This window comes from Streptomyces sp. NBC_00096 (genome assembly GCF_045041305.1).
GTDB lineage: Bacteria > Actinomycetota > Actinomycetes > Streptomycetales > Streptomycetaceae > Streptomyces.
Genome location: NZ_CP108221.1, coordinates 4055797 through 4073439, shown reverse-complemented (window position 1 = coordinate 4073439; position 17643 = coordinate 4055797). Strand labels below are relative to the sequence as shown.

General features: G+C 72.8%; 14 protein-coding genes and 1 tRNA gene. 7 read left to right on the top strand and 8 right to left on the bottom strand.

The genetic code is table 11. The features are described 5' to 3' along the window. Positions 1–34: 34 nt before the first annotated feature. Complete coding sequence (locus tag OG904_RS17945; protein WP_405492129.1) at positions 35–2608, bottom strand: ABC transporter permease; 2574 nt, start codon at positions 2606–2608, stop codon at positions 35–37. Continuing rightward, positions 2605–3381: an ABC transporter ATP-binding protein gene (locus tag OG904_RS17940; protein ID WP_405492127.1), complete on the bottom strand. Its 777-nt coding sequence runs from the start codon at positions 3379–3381 to the stop codon at positions 2605–2607. The genes OG904_RS17945 and OG904_RS17940 overlap by 4 nt, the downstream gene beginning before the upstream one ends. A gap of 331 nt (positions 3382–3712) precedes the next feature. Between OG904_RS17940 and OG904_RS17935 the strand changes: the two genes are divergently transcribed. Continuing rightward, entirely contained in the window at positions 3713–5326 is a 1614-nt protein-coding gene (locus OG904_RS17935) for an MFS transporter (RefSeq protein WP_405492125.1), read from the top strand. Between the two features lie 106 nt (positions 5327–5432). Next, positions 5433–6242, top strand: a complete 810-nt coding sequence (locus OG904_RS17930) for a hypothetical protein (protein ID WP_405492123.1) — start codon at positions 5433–5435, stop codon at positions 6240–6242. 142 nt (positions 6243–6384) lie between these two features. Here OG904_RS17930 and OG904_RS17925 read toward each other — a convergent pair whose 3' ends face one another. The 3 genes from OG904_RS17925 to OG904_RS17915 all read right to left on the bottom strand — a co-directional run bounded on the left by OG904_RS17925 (position 6385) and on the right by OG904_RS17915 (position 10960). Next, on the bottom strand, positions 6385–7257 hold the full coding sequence (locus tag OG904_RS17925; protein ID WP_405492121.1) for a DivIVA domain-containing protein: 873 nt from the start codon (positions 7255–7257) through the stop codon (positions 6385–6387). A 123-nt stretch (positions 7258–7380) separates the two neighbouring features. Then, on the bottom strand, positions 7381–9903 hold the full coding sequence (locus tag OG904_RS17920; protein ID WP_405492119.1) for an SUKH-4 family immunity protein: 2523 nt from the start codon (positions 9901–9903) through the stop codon (positions 7381–7383). A 7-nt stretch (positions 9904–9910) separates the two neighbouring features. After that, positions 9911–10960 carry an SMI1/KNR4 family protein gene (locus OG904_RS17915; RefSeq protein WP_405492117.1) on the bottom strand — a complete coding sequence of 350 codons (1050 nt, stop codon included), beginning with the start codon at positions 10958–10960 and terminating at the stop codon, positions 9911–9913. A 230-nt stretch (positions 10961–11190) separates the two neighbouring features. On the opposite strand from OG904_RS17915, the gene OG904_RS17910 reads away from it, so the two are divergent. Together OG904_RS17910 and OG904_RS17905 are read left to right on the top strand one after the other, a co-directional pair. After that, positions 11191–11820 carry a YwqJ-related putative deaminase gene (locus tag OG904_RS17910; protein WP_405492115.1) on the top strand — a complete coding sequence of 210 codons (630 nt, stop codon included), beginning with the start codon at positions 11191–11193 and terminating at the stop codon, positions 11818–11820. 5 nt (positions 11821–11825) lie between these two features. Further along, positions 11826–12335 carry an SUKH-3 domain-containing protein gene (locus tag OG904_RS17905; RefSeq protein WP_405492113.1) on the top strand — a complete coding sequence of 170 codons (510 nt, stop codon included), beginning with the start codon at positions 11826–11828 and terminating at the stop codon, positions 12333–12335. A 78-nt stretch (positions 12336–12413) separates the two neighbouring features. Here OG904_RS17905 and OG904_RS17900 read toward each other — a convergent pair whose 3' ends face one another. Genes OG904_RS17900 through OG904_RS17890 form a run of 3 tightly spaced genes read right to left on the bottom strand, consistent with a single transcriptional unit; the run spans position 12414 to position 14831 of the window. Beyond that, positions 12414–12956, bottom strand: coding sequence for a hypothetical protein (locus tag OG904_RS17900; protein WP_405492111.1), 543 nt, complete (start codon positions 12954–12956; stop codon positions 12414–12416). A gap of 26 nt (positions 12957–12982) precedes the next feature. Continuing rightward, the gene (locus OG904_RS17895) at positions 12983–13519 is read right to left on the bottom strand and encodes a ferredoxin (RefSeq protein ID WP_405492109.1); all 537 of its coding nucleotides are present in this window, start codon (positions 13517–13519) and stop codon (positions 12983–12985) included. Positions 13520–13523: 4 nt separating this feature from the next. Continuing rightward, complete coding sequence (locus OG904_RS17890; protein ID WP_405492107.1) at positions 13524–14831, bottom strand: sensor histidine kinase; 1308 nt, start codon at positions 14829–14831, stop codon at positions 13524–13526. A gap of 131 nt (positions 14832–14962) precedes the next feature. On the opposite strand from OG904_RS17890, the gene OG904_RS17885 reads away from it, so the two are divergent. The 3 genes from OG904_RS17885 to glmU all read left to right on the top strand — a co-directional run bounded on the left by OG904_RS17885 (position 14963) and on the right by glmU (position 17523). After that, on the top strand, positions 14963–15868 hold the full coding sequence (locus tag OG904_RS17885) for a hypothetical protein (protein ID WP_405492105.1): 906 nt from the start codon (positions 14963–14965) through the stop codon (positions 15866–15868). A gap of 11 nt (positions 15869–15879) precedes the next feature. Then, positions 15880–15950, top strand: a tRNA-Gln gene (locus OG904_RS17880). Between the two features lie 124 nt (positions 15951–16074). Further along, positions 16075–17523: a bifunctional UDP-N-acetylglucosamine diphosphorylase/glucosamine-1-phosphate N-acetyltransferase GlmU gene (glmU, locus tag OG904_RS17875; RefSeq protein WP_405492103.1), complete on the top strand. Its 1449-nt coding sequence runs from the start codon at positions 16075–16077 to the stop codon at positions 17521–17523. Positions 17524–17643 lie beyond the last annotated feature (120 nt).

Sequence of the window (17643 nt, the reverse complement as noted above, 5' to 3'; positions counted from 1 at the left end):
GGCCGGGGCGTTCCCCCGTACGACCGACCGGCGACTACTCGCTGGCGATCGCGTTCAGGATGTTCATCCGGCCCGCCCGGAAGGCCGGGAAGAGCGCGGCCAACAGGCCGACCAGGGCCGATCCGGCGAAGACTCCGAGGATCGTCGCCCACGGGATCTCGAGGATCTTCATGCCCTCCAGCGCGAGGAGCTGGTGGGCGGTGGCGCCCCAGCCCATGCCCAGGCCCAGGCCCAGCAGGGCGCCGAAGAGGGCGATGACCACCGACTCCAGCCGGATCATGCGGCGCAGCTGGCGGCGGGAGAGACCGATGGCGCGCATCAGGCCGATCTCACGGGTCCGCTCGACCACCGAGAGGGCCAGGGTGTTCACGACGCCCAGGATCGCGACGATGATCGCGAGTGCCAGCAGGGCGTAGACCACGTTCAGCAGCTGGCCGACCTGGTCCTTCAGGGCCTGCTTGTAGTCCGTCTGGTTGAGCACCTGGTACTGCGGGTACTCGGCGAGCGTCGACTTGACCGCCGCGTACGCGGCGTCGTCCTGGCCGTCCTTCGCGGTGGCCAGCAGCATGAAGGGCCGGGGCATCTTGTCGGCCGGCAGGTTCGCCGCGGCGGTGGCGGTGCTGACGTACTTCATGCCCTTGTCGAGGTTGCCCTCGTCGCTGGTGATCGCCGCGACCTTGAGCTTGGTGGTGCTGCCGCCGGTGAAGGCGACCGTCAGCTCGTCACCGAGCTTCACCTGGTGCTTGCCGGCCCACTCGGAGCCCACCGACATCGCGCCCGGTCCGTACGCCGCCGCGTGCTCGCCGGCGATCATCTTGCGGCGGATGTCCTTGGCGTACGTCGGGTCCTGGACGCCGAGCCCGGACAGCTCGGAGCTGCCGTCGGGAGCGGTGATCTTGGCATCCACCTCCCGGTACGCCGTGACGTGGGCCAGGCCCTGGGTCCTGCGCAGCGCCTCCTCGGCCTGGGGGACGACCGGCTGGCCGGTCTGGGACTGGACGATGAAGTCGGCGCCGACCGACTTGTCGAGCTCGTCGGTGGCGGAGGCCACCATCGAGGAGCCGACCACCGAAAGGCAGGCGACCAGCGCGAGGCCGATCATCAGCGCGGCGGCGGTGGCGCCGGTGCGGCGCGGGTTGCGCAGCGCGTTGCGCTCGGCGAGGCGGCCTATGGAGCCGAAGGGTCGCAGCACCGGGGCGGACAGTGCCCGGACCACGACACCTGCGAGGAGCGGGCCGATCACGATGAAGCCGATGAGGGTGAACAGGACGCCCAGACCGAGCCACTGGGCTCCGGTGCCGGCCGTGTCCGCGGTGGAGGCGAGGTACAGGGCCGCGGCGCCGATGCCGGTGAGGGCCAGACCGATGGCGGCACGGATCCGGCCGGCCTTCTTGTCGCCGGGGGTGCCGACCTCGCGCAGGGCGGCCATCGGGGAGACCTTGCCGGCCCGCCGGGCCGGTATGTAGGCGGAGACCACGGTGACGAGGATGCCGAGGACCATGCCGGCCACCGGGGTGGTCCAGGCGATCGTCAGGTCGTCGGTGGACAGGCTCATGCCCAGCTGGCCCATGAGCTTCATCAGGCCGACGGCCAGGCCGATGCCCGCGCCGACGCCGAGGGCCGAGCCGACGACCCCCAGCAGGAAGGCCTCGATGACCACCGATTTGAGGACCTGTCCGCTGTCGGCGCCGATGGCGCGCATCAGACCGATCTCACGGGTGCGCTGGGCGACCAGCATCGAGAAGGTGTTGAAGATCAGGAAGATGCCGACGAGGAAGGCGATCGCGGCGAAGCCGAGCATCACCCACTTCATGATGTCCAGGAAGGACATGTCCTTGCGGTTGGCGTCCGCCGCTTCCTTGGCGGTCTGCAGCTGGTAGGTGTCCGCGCCGACGGCGGCGGCGACGTCCTGCTTCAGCTGGGTGTCGCTGACCCCGTCCTTGGCGGTGACGTTGAGGTGCGAGAAGACGTCCGGGGCGCCGAGCAGCTTCTGCTGCGCGGTGGCGGTGTCGAAGTAGACGACCGTCGCACCCGGGTTGGTCACGGTGAAGGCGGCGATGCCGCTGATCTTGGAGCGGATGTCGCCGGTGACGGCGATGGTGCGGATGTCGTCACCGAGCTTGAGGTGGTGCTTCTTCGCGGTGTCGCCGTCGATCATCACCTCGGTGGGGCCGCGCGGGGCCTGGCCCTCGATGATCTTCATCGACTTCAGCTCGTTCTCGGTCCAGTTGCCCGCGAAGGTCGGGGCGCCGGTGGTCGAGCCGAGGTTCTCGTTCTTGGCGTTGACGACGGTGACGGCCATCGAGGCGACGCCGCCCTCGACGGACTTCACGCCCTGCGCCTTCTTCACCTGCTCGACCACCGAGGCGGCCAGCGTCTGCGGCTTGCCGGTGTCCGGGGTCTCCCCGCTGGTCTCGACCTTCTTCGGGGTGACCGTGACATTGGAGTTGGTGACGGCGAAGAGCTTGTCGAAGGTGGTGTTCATGGTGTCGGTGAACACCAGGGTGCCGCAGACGAAGGCGACGGAGAGCATGACGGCCACGGCGGAGAGCGCCATCCGGCCCTTGTGCGCGAAGAAGTTGCGCCGCGCGGTCTTCATGACGGTCATGAGGTCCGCCCGCGCGCGTCGAAGTCCTTCATGCGGTCCAGGACCTGGTCGGCGGTGGGCGTGTGCATCTCGTCCACGATCCGGCCGTCGGCGAGGAAGATGACGCGGTCGGCGTAGGAAGCGGCGACCGGGTCGTGGGTGACCATGACGATGGTCTGGCCCAGCTCGGTCACCGAGCGGCGCAGGAAGCCGAGCACTTCGGCCCCGGCCCGGGAGTCGAGGTTTCCGGTGGGCTCGTCGCCGAAGATGATCTGGGGGCGGGAGGCCAGGGCGCGGGCGACGGCCACGCGCTGCTGCTGACCGCCGGAGAGCTCGGTCGGCCGGTGCTTGAGGCGGCCGGCCAGACCCACGGTCTCCACGACCCGGTTCAGCCACTCGGTGTCGGGCTTGCGGCCGGCGATGTCCATGGGGAGCGTGATGTTCTCCAGGGCGTTGAGCGTCGGCAGCAGGTTGAACGCCTGGAAGATGAATCCGATCCGGTCCCGGCGCAGCTGCGTGAGCTTCTTGTCCTTGAGGCCGGTGATCTCGGTGTCGTCCAGGAAGATCTCACCGCTCGTCACCGTGTCCAGCCCGGCCAGGCAGTGCATCAGCGTGGACTTGCCGGAGCCCGAGGGGCCCATGATCGCGGTGAACTGGCCGCGCTGGATGTCCACGTCCACCGAGTCGAGGGCGACGACCCGCGTCTCGCCGGAGCCGTAGGCCTTGACGACCTTCCGCGCCCGCGCCGCGACGGCTGCATGCCCTCCAGTACCCCCGTGCCTGGTTTCGGTCATAGCCGTTGTCACGGTGTTTCCCCTCGCTCGAGTCGTACGTCGTCGGTTCATTTGAAGTCTGCTGGCCGGGGAGCTCCGGCGCGCTGGTGCCAAGCGCCGTATCCGTAGGGGTGCTAGCCCTACCCCCCGCTTCCCGTCCTGTAGTAACCAGTTAAGGACCGCATCGGCCGGACTTCCTCCTCCCCCGGGACGAAGCGTCCCTGGATCCTTGTGAGGAGCAACCCCTAGGGGATCTCGCCCGTTGGGACGAGGCGCCCTGAGGGGATACCCCCCTGTCGCACGGTGGTGAGAGGGTGTCTGCGCAGGTACGCACGGGGGGGAAGGGTTTTTCATGGGCTCAGGGGAGAGCACGGGAGCGAGTACCGGCGGCGGCGCAGGGGGCATACCCCGGGACGGATCCGCGGGGCCGGGTTCCGCCGGGTCGCGCGGGAAGGGGGCCGCCACCCCGCCACCCGCGCGCCCCCGTACGGCCGTCGTCGCCGCGCTGATGCTGACCATGGGCCTCGTCGCCCTGGACGGCGCCATCGTCTCCACCGCGGTCCCGCAGATCGTCGGCGACCTCGGCGGCTTCGCCGTCTTCTCCTGGATCTTCTCCGGCTACATCCTGGCCGGAACCGTCACCCTGCCCGTCTACGGCAAGCTCTCCGACACCTACGGCCGCAAGCCCGTCCTGCTCTTCGGCATCAGCCTCTTCCTGATCGGCTCACTGCTGTGCGCGGCCGCCTGGAACATGGCCGCCCTCATCGCCTTCCGGATCCTCCAGGGCCTGGGCGGCGGTGCCCTGCAGGGCACCGTCCAGACCCTGGCCGCCGACCTCTACCCGCTCAGGGAACGGCCGCGCATCCAGGCCCGGATGTCCGTGGTGTGGGCGACCTCGGCCCTGGCCGGACCGGCGCTCGGCGGTCTGATCGCCTCGTACACCGACTGGCGCTGGATCTTCCTGCTCAACCTGCCGCTGGCCGCAGCCGCCCTGTGGATCATCAGCCGGCACCTGGCCGAGCCCACCCGGCCCCCCGGCCGCCGCGGGCCCGTCGACTGGGCGGGGGCACTGGCCGTCTTCGCCTGCGGCGGACTGCTGCTCTTCGCGCTCGTGCAGGGCGGGGTCGCCTGGCCCTGGCTGTCACCGCCCTCGCTGGGGCTGCTGGGCGCGAGCGCGGTCCTGGGCGTACTCGTCGTCCGCATCGAACGCCGGGCCGCGGAGCCCATCCTGCCCGGCTGGGTCTGGCGCCGGCGCACCATCGCCGCCGTCAACCTCGCCATGGCCGGGCTCGGCCTGCTGATGGTCGCCCCGATGGTGTTCATGCCGACGTACGCCCAGACCGTGCTCGGCCTCGGCCCCACCGGCGCCGGGCTGGTCACCTCCGCGATGACCCTGAGCTGGCCCATCAGCGCCGCCCTCGCCCAGCACGTCTACCGGCGCATCGGCTTCCGCAACACGGCCGCCACCGGGGTCGGTCTGGCCGCCGTCGTCCTCGGCTCCTTCACCCTGCTCCCCTATCCAGCCCCGGTCTGGCAGCCCGCGCTGATCATGCTGCTGCTGGGCGGGGCCCTCGGCCTCTTCCAGCTCCCGCTGATCGTCGGGGTGCAGTCCACGGTCGGCTGGGAGGAGCGCGGCACCACCACCGCCTCGGTGCTGTTCTGCCGCAACGTCGGCCAGAGCGTCGGAGCGGCACTGCTCGGTGCCGTGGCCAACGCCACCGTCGCGGCCCGGCTGGCGGACGCCCCGGTGCCCGGGCTCCCCACGCGCCTGGACGACGCCTCCAAGGCCCTGACCCACCCCGGGCTCCTCCCGCCGGCCGCCGCCGAGTACCTGCGGCAGGCGGTGGCCGCCGCCGGGGACCACATCTTCCTCGGCGCGACGCTGGCGGCGGCCTCGTCCGCGCTGGTGCTGCTGCTGGTGGCGCCGCGGCGGTTCCCGGTGCTGCCGGAGCAGCGGGAGGAATGACGGGGAACGGGCGGCGGGCGGCCGCGGGATCCCGGCGCGACTTGTCATGCCCCGGCTGAGGCGGTAACCCTCTGTGGAGACCACACTCCCGGGGGGACCAGAGCACATGACGTCCGCACTCTTCGCACTCGCCTTACTCGCCGCCCTCGCGGCCCCGATCGTCCTGCGCCTCGTACGCCGCCCCGGGCTGGTCACCGGCCGCGACGGCCGCCTCTCCACCTCGATCACCCTGGCCCTGGCCTGGACGGTGATCCTGGTCTGGCTGCTGCTGGCGACCCTCGGCTACGGGCTCACCGCGGGCGGCGGCACCGACTGGTTCCAGGGGCCCGACGGGCCCCTGTCCTGCCTGACGACCGTCTACCTCCCCCTGCTCGGGGGCCCGTACACCGCCCTGATCGCGGCGAAGGCGGTGGTCGGGCTACGGGTGGAGAACGGCAGCATGGCCAAGCCCGGGCCCAAGGGCACCGGGCGGCGCCCGCTGCACGATCTGATCGCGAACGACGGCGGGCGGACCGACCTGGTCGACCTGCAGTACGTCGCGCTGAGCGCGGTCACGATGCTGTACGTGGTGGCGTTCTTCGTGACGGACGTCGGGGGCGGGCTGCCGAAGCTCCCGGCGGAGATGTGGGCATTGACGGGGGCGCCCGCAGGGGCGTACCTCCTGAACAAGATGGCCGTCCGGGCCAACCCGGTGATCACGCGCGTCTCCGTGACGGAGGGTCTGCTGACCGTCGAGGGCGGGGGCTTCGGGGACGATCCGCGGATCGAGGTGGACGGCACGGTGCTGGCGACCGCCGTCACCCCGGCGGGTGCGCTGGCCGCGGCCCTGCCCGTCCCGGCGCCGCCCGCCTTCACCGTGGTGGTCACCACCCGCGGCCTCCGCAGCGACCCGTCCCCGTACGCTCCGGCGGCCTGACCCCTGCGGTGACGCCGGCCGGAATCCTGCCCCGCCGGCGTTCGAGGCGATCTTTTTCAGCCCCTCCGGCAGTTGAGGAGCCGCGGGGCGGGGGCTGGTCACCCGTGGCGGCGCGCGGCCGTCGCGGGGCTCCGCCCGGGGGTCAGCCCTCGGCCGGGGCGCGGCCCGTCAGGGCGGCGAGGCTGGAGCGGACGTGGTCCATGTGCGCCCGCATCTCCTCCTGGGACTCCCCGTGCTCGCGCAGGATCCGGTCCGTCTCCCGCCCGACCCGCTCCTCCCGCACCCGCGCCTCCGCGATCAGCTCCGCCGCCCTCGCCTCCGCGTCCTCCTGACCGTGCCGCGCCGTCTCCTGCGCCTGCGCGAACGCCCGCTTCGCCTCCGCCAGCCGGGACTCCGCGTACCGCTCCAGCTCGACGTGGCGCGCGTCCAGCTCCGCCGCCCGCGCCGCCAGCTCCCGCTCCGCCGCGTCCCAGCGCTCCGCGTGTTCCTGTTCGCGCTCCGCCAGCAGCGCGTCCGCCCGGCGCCCCGTCTCCGCCAGCGCGGCGGCCGCTTCCGCCCGCCACGCGGCGGCGTCCTCCCTCGCCTCCGCCCGCGCGCCGTCCGCCTCGCGCCCCGCCCGCAGCAGCCCCTGCCGTGCCCGGACCTCGGTCTGCTCACGCACCGCCTCCGCGTCGGTGCGCGCCAGCCCGGCCACCCGGTCGGCGTGCGCCTCGGCGGCGCCCGCCGTCGCCAGCGCGTCCGCCCGCGCGTCCAGCCGTAGCGTCTCGGACTCCTCCTCGGCCAGCAGCAGGATCCGGCGGGCCCGCTCGCCCAGCACCTCGTACGACTGCGGGGCCAGTCCGGAGACCTCCGCGCGCAGCCGCTCCGCCTCCGCCCCCATCTGCCTGGCCAGCACGGTCAGCCGGGCCACCCGCTCCCAGGCCTCGTCCCGGCTCCCCGACAGCCGGGCGAGGTACCGGTCCACCTCTTCCGTCCGGTAGCCGCGGCCGCGCACGGTCGTAAAGGGTGCACTCATCCTGGAAGCGCCTCTCTCGCGGGGATTCCTGCCAAGGATGCGTCATTTGCTCCCAGAAGCCCGAATGGCCGGGCCGAGACCCCGTTCGAGGGTCCCGACCCGGCCATCCGGTTCAGGCGACGGTCAGAGGAGTCCGTCCCACATCTGCTCCAGCAGCACCGCCCACCAGTTCTCCGGCGAGGCCAGCGCAGCGCTGTCCAGCCCCGCCAGATTCGCCTGGAAATCGACGGTCCAGCGGCCCGCCTGCTCCGGCGTCAAGTGCTGGCGCAGCCGCCACATGTGACCCAGCATCGCCAGTGACCGCACGAACTGCGGCAGCGAGGAGTTCACGAACTGCGGAGGCACCGGCGCCCCGCCCGGACCGCCCTCCACGGGCACCGCCACGATGTGCGCGGTGCCGTACTGCACGCAGAGCGCCTTGCCGAAGTCGCTGCCGACGACGAGGTACGAGCCCGCGTCCGAAGCCGGCTGCACCTGCCGCTGCGCGGCCAGTTCGGCCAGCGTGGGCAGCGGGGCACCCGGTACGGCCTGGGCCCAGAAGAACGGCCCGAAGTCGACCGGCAGACCCGACCACATCAGCGTCTGCGCCACGATCTCCGGCACGCCCTGCCGGGACACGGCGCGCTGCTCGAAGCGGAAGACCCCCTGCGGCCCGAACGCCCCCGCCAGCTCGTGCGCGATCGCGTCCAGCGGGATCGCCGGCTGCAGCGGCACCTGCGGCAGCGGGGCGCGGACCGGCGCGGGGCGCGCCGGTCCGTCCGCCACCTGGTGCAGCTCTCCCTGGTGGGTCAGCAGGTGCTGCATCCCCTGCCGGCGGCCCGCGTGGTCCGTCCCGTACGGGGCCACGCTCGTGATCCGGACCTGCGGCCAGGTCTCCCGGATCATGCGCGCGCAGTAGCCGCCGGGCAGCTCGCACGAAGCCAGCTCGGTGTGCAGTTCCAGCACCTGCTGCGGCGGCACGTTCATGGCGCGCAGTTCGTACAGGATCTGCCACTCCGGGTGCGGGGTGCCGGGCGCGGAACGGCGGATGAGCTGCTGCTCGGAGCCGTCGGGCGCGCGGTAGCGCAGGACGGCCTGGTAGCCGGGACCGACCGTGGGCACCCCGGGCTGCGGTGCGGGTACGCGGCCCTGCGGCGCGGGACCGGGCGGGCCGGGCGGCGCGGGCGGCTGCCCGGTCACGGCCGGACCGGCCAGCATCGTCGCGGCATGGTCCAGCCCGGCACCGGGAACACCGGGGGCACCGGGAGCCCCAGGCGCCCCGGGGGCACCCGGCGGACCGGGCGGCTGGGGTACGCCGGGACCCGCGAGCATCGTGGCCGCCTGGTGCGCGCCCGCGCCGGGCACGCCGGGGGGACCGGGCGGCTGCCCGGCACCGGGGGCCCCGGGAGGACCGGGCGGACCCGGCTGCTGCGGTCCGCCGGGGCCCGCCAGCATGGTGGCGGCGTACGCGTCCCCGCGCCCGCCGGACGCTCCGGGCCCACCGGGCGCCCCCGGCGGGCCCGGCGGGGCGGGCGGCTGCCCGGTCACGGCCGGACCGGCCAGCATCGTCGCGGCATGGTCCAGCCCGCCACCGGGAACACCGGGAGCCCCGGGGGCCCCGGGCGGACCCGGCGGCGCGGGCTGCTGCGGCCCGCCGGGAGCCGCGAGCATCGTGGCGGCGTACGAGGGCGGCTCCGAACCGCCGCCCGGAGCACCCGGAGCACCGGGCGGACCCGGCGGGGTCACGGGCCCGGGCGCGGCGGACCGGTTGACCCGGGCCTTGCTCGTCGGCGCGTCGGCGATGTCCCCGGAAGCCGCACCGGGCCGGGAAGCCGGGCCGGCGCCCGGCCGGGCGCCCGGGCCGGAAGCGGAACCGGAAGGGGAAGCGGAACCGGCATTGACCCCGGCCTCCGGATCCAGCGCGGGCACCACGGCGGTCTTCGGCAGCTCGCTGCCCCTCGGCATCAGCGTCGTGCGCGCCTCCGGGCCCGGCCCGGACGGCGACAGCGCGTCGTCCTGGTCCGACCCGGACAGCGGCGGCGCGAACACCGTCGCCGGCAGCGGCACGGACACGGAGTCCGCACCGTTCACATCGGTACCGGCCCACGGCGTGGCCCCGGCCGGAACCCCGGCCGGCACCCCGTCGTTGGCGGTGGGCTCGTACGGGACCTCGCCCCCGCGCCGCAGCGGCACGGGCTCGGAAGCCACCGGCTCCGAAACCACCTGAGCCGCGGCGACGGGAACAGCGGGATCCGCAGGAGCCGCGGGAGCCGCGGGAGCCGCGGGAGCCCCCGGGATCCCGGCCCGGTCCGCCGCCTCCTGCAGCCACTCCGGCGGGCTCAGCATGAACGAGGTCTGTTCCGAGTCGATGCGCGACACCGGCACCGAAGCCTCGGCCTGCGCGGCCGACGCCCCGTACTCCTCCTCGTAGCGGCGGATCACCTCGCCCACCGGCAGCCCCGGCCAGAGCGTGACTTCCCCGCTGTCCCGCGCGATGACCAGCCGCTGCCGGCCGGCACCGGACACCGGTCCGGCCGCGCGGTCCTCGGCCCACACCACGAAACCGAGCCCGAACTCCCGTACGCGCACCTCGCGGTGCTGGTACCCGGGCACGTCCCCGTTGATCCATTCCTCGGCGCGCTCCTGCGCCTGCGCAAACGTCACCATCGCGCCGTCACCCCTCCACCGGTGCGGATGCCGACCCGACACCCGGAACCGAACGCTCCGCCGGACCCGCACCCGCACCCGGACCCGACACGGGAACCGAGCGCGCGAATCCGCCGTCCACCATCAGACCGGCCACCGTTTCCAGCTCCGGCGGATTGCCCGCCAGCCGCTCCAGGAAGGCGTCGAAATCCGCACCGCACGGCAGCAGCAACCGCTCCACGCGTTCTTGCACCGACCAGCCGTCCTGGTCGCGCGCATCGTCGTACGGGGAGAACCAGACCGAGCCGACCGCATCGCCCCGCACCTTCACCGCGAGCAGCCCGCCCTGCACGAAGGCCACGCACAGGTAGTCCTTCGTCAGGTGGTCCCGCAGGCACTTGTTGACGTAGACGAGGTCGTTGACCGCCGCTTCCTCGCGCACGGTGAAGAACGGCTGGTCCACCAGCAGACCCAGCTCCACGTCCAGTCCCGCGCCCACCGGGGCGCAGCCGCCCGCCGCCTTCAGGAAGGAGCGGTACGCCTCCGGGAGCCGGTAGCCGAGGTCCTCCTCGACGCCCTGGACCTGCTGCTCGGACACCGAGACCACCGTTTTGGGCAGCCCCAGGTGCACCGGGTGCGTCTCCTGCAACGCCCGCGTGCCGCGCTTGCCGTGGTCCACCGGTGCCGTCACCAGACCGGCGTGGTGCCGCAGCAGCGCCTTCACCTCGACCGGGACCAGCTCCATCCGGCGCGTGCCGGACACGTGGTGCCAGGTCCAGCCGTGCGGGGTGGCCACCGGGCCGACCGTGTCCCACAGTTCGTGGCCGGTGGCCCGCATGGCGGCGTTCGCGGACACGCAGTCCGTCAGGCGCAGCTCGTCCACGCCGAAGCCCTCCGGCGGATCGGCGATCTCCACCGCCGCGCGCGCGTAGGGCGCGAAGTCGGGATGCCCGTTCGCGCCGATGCGGACTCCGTGGGGATGGCGCGCGGCCCGGACCGGGTCCGGGAAATGCACGACCTGCCCCGAATAAGCGGCGTTGGGTGGCGCGGCCTGATGCCCGAGCCGACCTGTCGTCATGGCGGTAGCCCCCTGCTGGATCTGGCTGGTTCACCACAGCCTATGTGCTCCGGCAAGGGCCTCACCCGCTCGTACCAGAGGCGCCCGCGCGACGGCCGGGAAGATCCGAATTGATACGAATATTCGACCCCGCTTCCACAACTCACGGGACATTTGACAGGCTGTCCCCACAGCACGGGGGCGTGCGCGACAGCGGTCTCCACCGCCGCCACGGGAGGGAAAGCGCAACCATGCAGAACACGGCAACACGCACAGAAGCGGCCGACGCCCACTCAGGACCCACCGGCCCCACGGTCACCCACGGTCCCACGGGCCCCACGGGCCCCACGGGAGCCGGTGGTCCGACGGCGGTCCCGGCGCAGGGCCACCCCGCGCCCGACGGCGACCCCCGGTTGCGCTGGGGCGGCGGCGGTGACGGCCGGCCCGTGGTGCCCGCGCTCCGCTTCCGCCGCGACGGCATCCTGCCCACCGTGGCCGCCGCCCTGTCCGTACGGGGCGAAACCCTCACCGGCACCGCCGGCAAGGCCGACCAGCCGCCCGTGCTGCACGCGCTCGTCCAGGACTTCCTGGACACCCTCACCAGCGGCCAGCGCGAACGTTTCACCGGCCGATGTCCGGAGGCGATCCTGCTCTCCCGCCACCTGGCCTCCGTCGAGGGCGCCCGCAGCAAGCGCGCCTCGCGCAAGCCGCTCACCCCCAGCGAGGCCCGCCGCTCGCTGAAGCACTCCAAGATCACCGCCCGCCGCATCCGCGAGGACGGCGACCCGCTCCACGGCAGCTACGCACCTCCCTGCCGCTCCTGCGAGGCCCTCCTCGCCCACTTCGGCGTACGTCCCGTCGACCTCACCCACCCCGAGTAGCCACCATGACCGCCACCTCCGCTTCCTACGACCGCTCCTCGGCCGCCCGCTTCCCCGTGGCCGTGGACTCCGCCCTGCGCACCGCCGGCTGGGAGCCGGGCCGCTGGGACATCAAGCAGGCCGAGTACTGGGCCGACGCCCTGCGCGACCACACCACTCCCGCCGGGCACCGCCACACGGTCTTCCCGGCCGCCGTCGAGGCCTGGGCGGAGTTCGGGAACCTCACCGTCGCCGCCCCGGGCACCGGCCGCCAGATCGCGCCCACCGCCGTACGACTGGACCCCCTCACGGGCCTGCACCTCGCCCGGACCTTCGCCGACCTCGGCCGCGCCCTGTCCACGCAGCTGTGCCCCCTCGGCGTCGAGGCCGACGGGACCTCCCACCTCGCCCTGGACCGCGAGGGCCGCGTCTACTGCGTCGACCACACCGGCGACTGGTACCTGGGCGCCGGCCTCGACGAGGCCCTCACCCTCCTGCTGACCGGCCTCCAGCCGACCCGCCTGACGACCGCCTGACGCCCGCCCGAGGGGTCCCCTTCCGGGACCTCCCGGGCCCGCGCCGTCGCGGGCCCGGCAAGATCCGAAAGAGACCGCCTAGGCGCCCAGCTCCGGAAGCCGCTCCCCGGTCACCGGGTAGCGGCCCTCCTCCAGCCGGAAGAGGTACGTCCGCAGATCACCGGCGAGGGCGCCCGAGAGGTGCGCCCGGAACTCCCGGGCCCCGGCGGCCGCGTCCCGGTCCGCGGGGTGGACGCTGTCCCCGTACTCCGCCAGCGTGGCCGTCAAGTGCTCCTCGACCCGCCCGCGCCCGGACCACCACCGGCGCACCGCGTCCGGGGTCCACCAGCGGTCCCCGTCGCAGGCGTACTCCTGGAAGGGCTCCTCGTCGGCCGCGTCCACCATCCGGCGGACCTCCGCCCGGTCGCGGGGCTGGCGGAAGACGTACTCGAGACTGCCCTCGGTGCTCGCCGCGTACATCACGTTGTCCGGCGCGTTGAGCCGCCCGGTCCAGCACGTGTCCGTCTCGCCCGTATAGAAGGGGCCCGGCACGTTCAGCCAGAGCCGCTTCTCCCACCGCCCCTGGAACAGCTTGCGGTCCTCGCCCGTCAGCTCCGCCACCGGATCCCAGCCCACCGTCATCCCGCTCTCCCCCTGTACGCCGCGCCTCACAGCTCCGGCAACCGCTCCCCGGCCTCCGGGTACCGGCCTTCCTCCAGCCGGAAAACATACGCCCGCAGGTCCCCGGCGAGACCACCGGCCAGATAGGCCCGGAATTCCCGCACCCCGCCGGCCGCCTCGGCCGAGACCTCGCCGCCTCCCCCCTCGAAGTCGGCGAGCGACTCGGCCAGGTGCTCGGCGGCCCGTCCCCGGCCCGCCCACCACGAGCGGACCCCGGCCGGGGTCCAGCACAGATCCCCGTCGCAGTGGTACTCCCCGCGGGGATCGGCCCAGGCCGCCTCGGCCACCGCCCGCACCTCGGCGGGATTCCTCGGCTGCCGGAACACGTACTCGGTGCAGTAGGCGCTCTCCGCCGCGTACAGCACGTTGCCGGGCGCTTCCATCCGGCCGGTCCAGCAGTTGTCCGTCTCACCCGTATAGAACGGCCCGGGCACGTTCAACCACAGCCGCTCCCCCTCCTGCCCGCCCCTCGCGAAGTGCGTGCGCTCCTCGTCCGTCAGCTCCGCCACCGGATCCCAGGCCATCGTGCTACCCCCTGCCGCCCGGCAGGACCGCCGAGACCTTGAAGCCGCCGTCGTCCGTCGGCCCGGACACGAACACCCCGCCCAGGCCGAGCACCCGCTCGCGCATTCCGACCAGGCCGTTCCCACCGCTCGGCAGGCCCGGCTCGGCCGCCTTCCCGTCGCACGGCCCGTTCTCCACCTGCATGGCCACCTCCCCCTCCCGGTGCGCCAGCCGTACGAAGACCCGCGCGCCCGGAGCGTGCTTGTGGCAGTTGGTCAGCGCCTCCTGCACCACCCGGTAGGCCGTCTGCTCCACCTCCGCCAGGTACGCCGGGTACTCCCCGCGCACGTCCAGCTCCACGACCATCCCGGCCGCCCTCGACTGCCCGACGAGCGTCTCCAGTGCGCCCAGCGTCGGCCCGTCCTCGAAAGACCCCACGAGGGCCACCGGGGCCACCGCGGCCCCCGGCGCCCTCGACGCCGCCGACGGCGCCGACGGCGCCGGGGCGACCCGCTTGGGCGCCTCCGCCCGCAGCACGCCGAGCATCTCCCGCAGTTCCGTCAGCGCCTGGCGGCCCATGTCACCCACCAGCGCGGCGTTCTTCACGGCCTTCGCGGGGTCCTTGACGGCGATCGCCTGGAGCGCCGCCGCGTGCACCACCATCAGCGACACCCGGTGCGCGACGACGTCGTGCATCTCCCGCGCGATCCGGGTCCGTTCCTCCGTACGGGCCCACTCGGCCCGCTCCTCGGCCCGGTCCGCGAGCAGCGACAGCTCCCGCTCCAGCGAGTCCGCGCGCTCCTGCAGGCTCTCCATCAGCCGTCTGCGCGCCGCCGTGTACAGCCCGAGGAGCACCGGCGGCACGGTCAGCGCCACCGCCACGAACACGGACAGCAGGACGACGAGCGTGCGGCTCACCCCCTCGTCCCCGACCGTCCGCAGGTACATCACCACGTAGGTCGCGGCCAGTGACATCGCGGTCAGGGTCGCGGTGATCCGCCTCGGCACCTCGGAGGTGGCGAGCGTGTACAGCCCGACCACGCCGAGCAGGAACCCCATGGCGGCGGGCGACACCGCGATCCCGACCAGCACCACGGCGACCGGCCAGCGCCGCCGCAGCACCAGGACGGCCCCGACCGCGAACCCGAACAGCACCCCCGCGGGGACCGGGATCCCGGCCTCGTGCGCGAACCCCACGCCCTCCACGGCGCACTCGACGGCGGACACCCCGCCGAGCCCCACGTCCAGCACGGCCGACCGGCGCCGTTCCCACCACAGGGGCCCGTCCCGCCCGGCCCCCGCATCGCCCTGCTCTTCCCCCGTACTGGTCATGCGGTCCAGCGTACGCAGGGCCTCCAGCACACGGCCGCCGAGAATTCCCACGAACCGACGGTAATCGCACATATGACCGAATAGCCCACGGAGCAAGACCTGAATCCCGCATTCCGGACGACATTGGCGACATGACCGATATCAACCGCCGCCCCGGCGACGGCACCGGCGGCCTCCGCAGCGGGACCGCGACCTACGAATCCCTCCGCGAACAGGCGATCGCACTCCGCCGGGAGGGCCTGAGCCTGCGACAGATCCGCGACCGCCTGGGCATCCACAACAACAACATCCTCAACGGCCTGGTGAAGGGAGAGCCGCCACCGGAGTGGACGAAGCGCCCGAACGCGAAGGACGACCTCCGCGACCGCGCCCGCGAGCTCCGCCTCCAGGGCATGACCTACGACGAGATCCAGGTCGAGCTCGGCTGCTCGAAGAGCTCCATCTCCCTCTGGGTCCGCGACCTCCCGAAGCCGGAGCGGCGGCGCACTTCGGAGGAAGCTTCAGCCATCGCGCGCCGAGGATGGCAGCGGACGCTGGAGATCCGGGAAGGGGAACGCCGTCAGACCAAGCTGGAAGCAGCCTCCGAGATCGGACCCTTCTCGGAGCGAGACCTCTTCCTCGTGGGCGTCAGCCTTTACTGGTCAGAGGGGAGCAAGGACAAGGCGTACGACCGTCGCGAACGCGCGATCTTCGTGAACAGCGACCCCGGAATGGTGAACGTCCACCTCTCCTGGCTACGCCTCCTCGGCGTCAAGGGCGAGCACGTTCGGTTCGCCGTGACGATCCACGAAACGGCCGACGTGGCCGGCGCGGAAAGATTCTGGGCGGACCTCACAGGGGTGCCGCCTGAGCAATTCCTCAAGACGACACTCAAACGCCACAACCCGAAAACCACCCGGAAGAACACCGGCGAGAGCTACCACGGCTGCCTCGCGGTGCGTGTACTCCAAAGCGCCGGACTGTACCGTCGCATTGAAGGCTGGTGGTGCGGCATAGTAGGGGCTGCAGCGCAGTTCGATCAGTTAAATCGGACATAAACGGCGAACCATCCCGGATCGTCTAAGGGCAGGACAAATGGTTTTGGTCCATTGAATGAGGGTTCGAATCCTTCTCCGGGAGCTCACACCGCACGACTGCTCAACTTCGGGTCCTGACCTCACCGGTCCGGACCCGGCCTCGTTTCGGGGTCGTGACCCACCGGTATCCTTCACGGGTCCACCACCCGAAGCCGAAGGGCACACCCGTGAGCGCCAACCGCCCGGCAGCCGTCGTCGTACTCGCAGCGGGTGAAGGCACCCGCATGAAGTCGGCCACACCCAAGGTCCTGCACGAGATCAGCGGGCGTTCGCTCGTCGGTCACGTCGTCGCCGCCTCCCGCGAGCTGGACCCGGCCCACCTCGTCGTCGTCGTCGGGCACGCCCGCGAGCAGGTCACCGCGCACCTCGCCGCCATCGACGCCGACGTCCGCACCGCGGTCCAGTACGAGCAGAACGGCACCGGGCACGCCGTCCGGATGGCCCTCGAAGAGCTCGGCGGCGAGACCGCCGGCACCGTGGTCGTCGTCTGCGGCGACACCCCGCTGCTGACCGGCGAGACCCTGGCCGCGCTGACGGCGACGCACGAGGCCGACGGCAACGCCGTCACCGTGCTGACCGCCGAGGTCCCCGACTCCACCGGCTACGGCCGCATCGTGCGCGACCCGGGCACCGGCGCCGTCACCGCGATCGTGGAGCACAAGGACGCCACCGACGCCCAGCGCGCGATCCGCGAGATCAACTCCGGAGTCTTCGCCTTCGACGGCGCCCTGCTCGCGGACGCCCTCGGGAAGGTCCGTACCGACAACAGCCAGGGCGAGGAGTACCTCACCGACGTGCTCGGCATCCTGCGCGAGGCCGGCCACCGCGTCGGCGCGGCCGTGGGCGCCGACCACCGGCAGATCCTCGGGATCAACAACCGGGTCCAGCTCGCCGAGGCCCGCGCGCTGCTGAACGCACGTCTGCTGGAGCGCGCCATGCTCGCCGGGGTGACCATCGTCGACCCGGCCAGCACCCTCCTCGATGTGACGGTGACTTTCGGCCAGGACGCGATCGTCCACCCGGGCACCCAGCTGCTCGGCACCACGCACGTCGCCGAGGAGGCCGAAGTCGGCCCCAACACCCGCCTGAAGGACACGCACGTCGGTGCGCGCGCCCGGGTGGACAACACGGTGGCGGACACCGCCGTCGTGGGCGAGGCCGCGAGCGTCGGCCCCTTCGCGTACCTGCGTCCGGGCACCAACCTGGGCCCGAAGGCCAAGGCCGGTACGTACGTGGAGATGAAGAACGCGACGATCGGCGAGGGCACCAAGGTCCCGCACCTCTCCTACGTCGGCGACGCCACGATCGGCGAGTACACGAACATCGGCGCGGCCAGCGTGTTCGTGAACTACGACGGTGAGCACAAGCACCACACGACCGTCGGCTCACACTGCAAGACGGGTTCGGACAACATGTTTGTGGCTCCCGTCACCATCGGGGACGGTGCCTACACGGCCGCCGGCTCCGTGATCACGAAGGATGTGCCGCCCGGCGCACTGGCCGTGGCCCGTGGCCAGCAGCGGAATATCGAGGGCTGGGTGGCCCGCAAGCGTCCGGGAAGTGCCGCCGCCGCAGCGGCTCAGTCGGTGGTCCGCGAGGACTCCGGCGAACGCTGAGGTGAACTGACCGGAAACGGCTGCGCCCGAGACGGCGTACCGTGATAGGTGCACGCAATTCGGCTGGCTCACCGTGTGCGGGACGGACGCACATGGGGGCGAGCAGCTTTCCCACGTCTG

Coding starts and splice junctions, on each gene's coding strand:
- OG904_RS17900 (WP_405492111.1), bottom strand. CDS start 12,956: ATGACGGTGGGCTGGGATCCGGTGGCGGAGCTGACGGGCGAGGACCGC.
- OG904_RS17945 (WP_405492129.1), bottom strand. CDS start 2,608: ATGACCGTCATGAAGACCGCGCGGCGCAACTTCTTCGCGCACAAGGGC.
- OG904_RS17935 (WP_405492125.1), top strand. CDS start 3,713: ATGGGCTCAGGGGAGAGCACGGGAGCGAGTACCGGCGGCGGCGCAGGG.
- OG904_RS17910 (WP_405492115.1), top strand. CDS start 11,191: ATGCAGAACACGGCAACACGCACAGAAGCGGCCGACGCCCACTCAGGA.
- OG904_RS17940 (WP_405492127.1), bottom strand. CDS start 3,381: ATGACCGAAACCAGGCACGGGGGTACTGGAGGGCATGCAGCCGTCGCG.
- OG904_RS17885 (WP_405492105.1), top strand. CDS start 14,963: ATGACCGATATCAACCGCCGCCCCGGCGACGGCACCGGCGGCCTCCGC.
- OG904_RS17925 (WP_405492121.1), bottom strand. CDS start 7,257: ATGAGTGCACCCTTTACGACCGTGCGCGGCCGCGGCTACCGGACGGAA.
- OG904_RS17915 (WP_405492117.1), bottom strand. CDS start 10,960: ATGACGACAGGTCGGCTCGGGCATCAGGCCGCGCCACCCAACGCCGCT.
- OG904_RS17905 (WP_405492113.1), top strand. CDS start 11,826: ATGACCGCCACCTCCGCTTCCTACGACCGCTCCTCGGCCGCCCGCTTC.
- OG904_RS17930 (WP_405492123.1), top strand. CDS start 5,433: ATGACGTCCGCACTCTTCGCACTCGCCTTACTCGCCGCCCTCGCGGCC.
- OG904_RS17890 (WP_405492107.1), bottom strand. CDS start 14,831: ATGACCAGTACGGGGGAAGAGCAGGGCGATGCGGGGGCCGGGCGGGAC.
- OG904_RS17895 (WP_405492109.1), bottom strand. CDS start 13,519: ATGGCCTGGGATCCGGTGGCGGAGCTGACGGACGAGGAGCGCACGCAC.
- OG904_RS17920 (WP_405492119.1), bottom strand. CDS start 9,903: ATGGTGACGTTTGCGCAGGCGCAGGAGCGCGCCGAGGAATGGATCAAC.